Origin of the sequence: Dactylosporangium sp. NPDC050588 (assembly GCF_040654975.1) — a bacterium.
Classification (GTDB): domain Bacteria; phylum Actinomycetota; class Actinomycetes; order Mycobacteriales; family Micromonosporaceae; genus Dactylosporangium; species Dactylosporangium maewongense.
In genome coordinates this window covers 1-5,159 of sequence record NZ_JBFAJA010000188.1, presented here as the reverse complement: position 1 = coordinate 5,159, position 5,159 = coordinate 1, and the positions used below count along the sequence as shown (strand labels likewise).

Here is a 5,159-nt window from a genome sequence, read left to right as displayed (position 1 = left end):
ACCGCGTCCGGCGTCCGCGCCACCCGCTCGGCGAACAACACCGGGACGAGGTCGGCCCGCAACGGCGCTGCGGTGTCGTTCCAGTCGGCGAGGACGAGCCGGCGCTCACCGGCGGTCATGACGTCGACCGCGGACAGCGGGGTGCCGGGGTCGGCGGTCACCGCGGCGAGCAGCCGGACCCACCGGTCGGCGATCGCGGCGACGGTGCCGGCGTCGAACAGGTCCGCCGACCCGGTCAGCCGCCCACGGATCCCGGCCGGGACGTCGGCGCCGGTGACGTGCTCGCCGACGTTGAGGTCGAGGTCGAACGTGGCCGCCGACGCTGACTGCGCCGCCGGCACGAGCTCGGTGACCCGCACGCCCGGCAGGTCCAGGACGGCCGCCGCGGTGTTCTGCACGGTCAGGATCACCTGGAACAGCGGGTGCCGGGCCAGCGACCGGGCCGGGGCCAGCTCCTCGACGAGGCGCTCGAACGGCACGTCCTGGTGCTCGAAGCCGGCCAGGCCGGTGTCGCGGACCCGGTCCAGGATCTCAGTGAAGGCCGGGTCGCCGGCGAGGTCGGTGCGGATGACGAGCGTGTTGACGAAGAAGCCGACCAGGTCGTTGAGGGCTTCGTCGGTGCGGCCGGCGACCGCGACGCCGATCGGGACGTCCGTGCCGGCGCCGAGCTTCGACAGCAGCGCACCGAGCGCGGCCTGCAGCACCATGAAGACGGTGACACCGCGGTCCCGGGCGAGGTCCCGCACGCGGGCGTGGACGTCGGCGGGCACGTCGACGGCGACGGTGTGGCCGCGGTGCCCGGCGGTCGCGGGACGCTGCCGGTCGACCGGCAGCGCCAGCTCCTCCGGCGCGCCCGCGAGGGCCTGCCGCCAGTAGCCGACCTGCCGGGAGATCAGGCTGTCCGGGTCGTCTTCGCGGCCGAGGAGGTCGCGCTGCCACAGGGCGTAGTCGGCGTACTGGACCGCCGGTGCCGCCCAGCCGGGGGCACGGCCGGCGCGGCGGGCCGCGTAGGCCGCGGACACGTCGCGGGCGAGCGGGCCGGTCGACCAGCCGTCGCCGGCGATGTGGTGCACGACCACGACGAGCACCTGCTCGCCATCCCCGGTGGTGAACAGCGAGGCCCGGATCGGCACCTCGGTCGCGAGGTCGAACGGGTGCCGGGTGGCCCGGCCGACCGCGTCCGCGAGGTCCTCGGCGGGCACCGTGACCCGCTGGAGCCGCCAGTCCAGGTCGGCGCCGGCGACGATGTGCTGGCACGGTTCGCCGTCGGCGGTCGGGAACACGGTGCGCAGCACCTCGTGCCGGTCGACGACGTCGCGCAGGGCCGCCTCGAGGGCGCCGGTGTCGACGTCGCCGGACAGCCCCAGCACCATGGGGATGTTGTACGTCGCGCTGGGGCCCTCGACCTGGCCGACGAACCACAGCCGTTGCTGCGCGTAGGACAGCGGCAGCCGCGACGGGCGGGGCAGCGGCACGAGCGCCGGGCGGGCGTCGGAGGTGCCGGGCAGCCGCGCGGCGAGGCCGGCGACCGTCGGTGCCTCGAACAGGGTGCGGATGTCGACCTCGACCTGCAGCGCCGCCCGGATCCGGCTGATCAGGCGGACGGCGAGCAGCGAGTGGCCGCCGAGTGCGAAGAAGTCGTCGTCGACGCCGACCGAGTCGACGCCGAGCAGCTCGGCGAACGCCTCGCACAGCGCGGCTTCGCGGGCGTCGGCGGGGCCGCGGCCCGGCGTCGCGGCGCCGGTGGTGTCGGGGGCGGGCAGGGCGTCGCGGTCGAGCTTGCCGTTGACCGTGAGTGGGATCTCGGCGAGGGGCACGACCGCCGACGGCACCATGTACTCCGGCAGCCGCGCGGCGACGTGCTCGCGCATCCCGGCGGGGTCGGCGGTGCCGACGACGTAGGCGACGAGGCGCCGGTCGCCGGGGGTGTCCTCGCGGGCGATGACCACCGCCCGGGTCACCAGCGGGTGGGCGGTGAGGACGGCCTCGATCTCGCCGGGTTCGATCCGGAAGCCGCGGATCTTGACCTGGTCGTCGGCCCGGCCGACGAACACGAGGTCGCCGCCCGCGGTCCAGCGCACCACGTCGCCGGTGCGGTACAGCCGCCCGCCGCCGAACGGGTCCGCGACGAACCGGGTCGCGGTCAGGGCGGCGCGGCGGACGTAGCCGCGGGCGAGGCCTGCGCCGGCGACGTACAGCTCGCCGGGGACGCCGAGCGGGACGGGCCGCAGCCGGTCGTCGAGGACGTGGACGCGGGTGTCGACGACCGGCCGGCCGATCGCGACCTGCGCGGCGGCCGGGTCGCACCGCCACAGCGTCGCATCGACGGTGGTCTCCGTCGGCCCGTACGAGTTGAACATGCGGTGCCCGGCGGACCAGCGCGCCATCACCTCGGGCGGGCACGCCTCGCCGGCGACCATGATGGTCACGCCCGGGTCGATCGACGCCGGGTCCAGCAGGGCCAGCACGGCCGGTGGGAGCGTCACGTACGACACCCGCCGCGACCGCAGGAGATCGGTGAGCGCGTCACCGAAGCGGTGCTCGGCGGGCACGACGACGAGCGCGGCGCCCTGCAGCAGGGCCATGCACCATTCCCAGCCGAACGTGTCGAAGCTCGCCGACGCGAACTGCGCCACCCGGTCACCGGGGCCGACGCCGAGCAGCTGGGCGTGGCCGGCGGCGAACGCGGCGAACCCGGCGTGGGAGACCAGGACGCCCTTCGGGGTGCCCGTCGAGCCGGACGTGTAGATGACGTACGCCGGGTGCTGCGGGAGCAGCGCGGCCGGCGGCGCGGCGGCCACGCCGGACGGCGGCAGGTCGTCGAGGATCACGACCGGCACGCCGGTGGCCGGCAGGGCGGCGGCGGTCGCGGCCGACGCGAGGACGGCGACGGGTGCCGCGTCGGTGAGCATGAACGCGATCCGCTCGGTCGGGTAGCCCGGGTCGACCGGCAGGTAGGCGGCGCCGGCCTTGAGCACGGCCAGGAGCGTCACCATGAGGTCGGCGCCGCGGTCGAGGCAGACGCCTACGAGGCGCTCCGGGCCGGCGCCGAGACCCGTGAGGTGCGCGGCGAGCCGGTTCGCGCGGGCGTCGAGGTCGGCGTACGTCAGCTCGGCGTCGTCACTGACGACCGCCACCGCGTCGGGTGTGCGGGCGACCTGCGCCGCGAACAGCTCCGGCAGCGTCGCGACCGGCACGCCGGCCGGCGTGCCGGTCCAGTCGTGGAGGATCCGCTGCCGTTCGGCGGGGTCGAGCACGTCCACGTCGGACACGCGGCCGCCGGGGTCGGCGACCAGCGCCGCGATGACCCGGACCCAGCGGTCCGCGATCGCCGTCACGGACGCGGGGTCGAACAGGTCGAGCGACCCGGTCAGGCCGCCGCTGATCCCGGCCGGCGCGCCGGCGGCGTCGAACTGCTCGGCGACGATGGCGTTGAGGTCGAACTTCGACGGCGGCTCGTCGCGCGGAGCCTCCCGCACATCCACTCCGGGCAGGTGCAGCACCTGGTCGGGGGCGTTCTGGAGGGTGAGCATCACCTGGAACAGCGGGTGCCGGGACAGTGACCGCTGCGGGGCGAGCTCCTCGACGAGGCGTTCGAACGGCACGTCCTGCTGGTCGTAGGCGGCCACGCCCGCGGCGCGGACCCGCGCCAGCACCTGCTCGAACGTCGGGTCGCCGGTCAGGTCCGTCCGGATGACCATCGTGTTGATGAAGTAGCCGACCAGGTCGTCGAGGTTCTCGTCGGTACGACCGGCGATCGGCGCCCCGATCGGCACGTCGGTGCCCGCGCCGAGCCGGTGCAGCAGCACCGCGAGGGTGGCCTGCAGCACCATGAACACGGTCACGCCCTGCTCGCGGGCGACCCGCAGCAGGCGGGCGTGGACGTCGGCCGGGACAGCGACGGGCACGGTGCGGCCGCGGTACGTCGCCGCCGCCGGGCGCTGCCGGTCGACGGGCAGCGCCAGCTCCTCGGGCGCGCCCGCCAGGACCTGCCGCCAGTGGGCGACCTGCCGCGAGACGACGCTGTCCGGGTCGCTCTCGGCGCCGAGGAGGTCCTGCTGCCACAGCGTGTAGTCGGCGTACTGGACCGGCAGCGGCTCCCACCGCGGCGCGTGGCCGTCGAGCCGGGCCGAGTAGGCGGCCGACACATCCCGGGCGAGCGGGCCGCTGGACCAGCCGTCGGTCGCGATGTGGTGCACGACCGCGACGAGGACGCGGGTGCCGGAGCCGTCGTCGAACAGCCAGGCCTTGACCGGGATCTCCCGTGCGAGGTCGAAGGCGTGCCCTGCGGCGGCCGACACCCGCTGCCGCAGCTCCGCCGGCTCGACGCCGGCGACGTCCAGCCGCCAGCCGAGCTCCCCGACGGGGACGACGTGCTGGTACGGCCGGGCGTCGGCGACCGGGAACACGGTGCGCAGCACCTCGTGCCGGCCGATCACGTCGAGCAGGGCCGCCTCGAGGGCGCCGGCGTCGACGGGTCCGGTCAGTTCGAGGACCATCGGGATGTTGTAGAGCGGGCTGGGGCCTTCGAGCTGGTCGATGAACCACAGCCGCTGCTGCGCCGGGGACAGCGGCAGCCGCGGCGGGCGGGGCGACGGCACGAGGAGCCTGCGGGCGTCGGCGGCGCCGGTGAGGCGGGCCGCCAGGCGGGCCGGGGTGGGGGCGTCGAACACGGCGCGGGCCGGGCATTCGACGCCGAGGGCCGCCCGGACCCGGCTGACGAGCCGGACCACGAGCAGGGAGTGCCCGCCGAGGGCGAAGAAGTTGTCGTCGACGCCGACCGTGCCGACGCCGAGGACGTCGGCGAACGCCTGGCAGAGCAGCTCCTCCCGGACGTTCGCCGGGCCGCGTCCGCTGCCGCCCTCGAAGTGCGGTGCGGGGAGCGCCTTGCGGTCGAGCTTGCCGTTGACCGTGAGCGGCAGCTCGTCCAGGGTCACGAACGCGGCGGGGACCATGTACTCCGGCAGCCGCGCCGCCGTGAAGTCGCGCAGGTCGTCGGCGCCACCGACGACGTAGGCGACCAGCCGCTCCTCGCGGAGCAAGACCGCCGCCTGCGAGACGCCGGGGTGCTGCTGGAGGACGGCTGCGATCTCCCCCGGCTCGATCCGGAACCCGCGCAGCTTCACCTGCTCGTCGGCCCGGCCCAGGAACACCAACTG

Annotated in this window: 1 protein-coding gene; it reads right to left on the bottom strand. The window is 75.6% G+C overall.

Going from position 1 to position 5,159, the window contains the following annotated elements:
* A partial coding sequence (locus AB0I21_RS56995) for an amino acid adenylation domain-containing protein (RefSeq protein ID WP_360574364.1) occupies nucleotides 1–5,159 on the bottom strand: 5,159 nt, incomplete at both ends.